Source organism: Haemophilus sp. SZY H53, assembly GCF_054332375.1.
This window is the reverse complement of record NZ_JBTGNV010000060.1, coordinates 1-503: the sequence shown is the minus strand read 5'-3', so window position 1 is coordinate 503 and position 503 is coordinate 1. Positions and strand designations below refer to the sequence as shown.

Annotated in this window: 1 protein-coding gene; it reads right to left on the bottom strand. The window is 51.5% G+C overall.

All coding sequences use genetic code 11. The features are described from left to right. Positions 1-146 precede the first annotated feature (146 nt). Positions 147-503 (bottom strand): hypothetical protein (locus ACXVWB_RS11270; protein ID WP_458485396.1); only part of this gene is annotated, 357 nt, incomplete at its 5' end.

Below are 503 nucleotides of genomic sequence, written 5' to 3'. Positions count from 1 at the left end.
GTCTCACGTAATTCCTCGATTGTGTTTGCCGGCTTCCTGGCAAATTTCGAAGAGCATGGGCCTGGACGCAGTCCGCTGACTGCAGCGAGGATGACAGCCTCGTCAGATATCCCAGGGGTCCTTGCTCTGATTTGAATGAACCTTCGCTAGTAATCTTGGAGCGGCTCGCGTTCTTCTTGCTTGCAATTGAATAGCTCGATGGGGTTTGACGGGGCTGGAGTGATGCCCTTGAAATTTGTACACAGCTTGTCTCTGAGGGAGGCCCAGGAATCCACAGTTCCGGGGCGAAGGTTGCTGTACCATGTTTGTGCGATGTCACGCAGGATGATGACAAAGGATTTTGCCATTGTTGATTCATCTCCCCCTGCTGCGGCGACTGCCGCTTCATAGCTCATGATGAATTGACGAGGGTCAGTAAGACCATCGTAACGGGAAAGATTTTGTGGATTGTAGCATGGTGGCCAAGGTTGAGTTTGTAGTATCTGGGAGAGGGGTGATTTTGG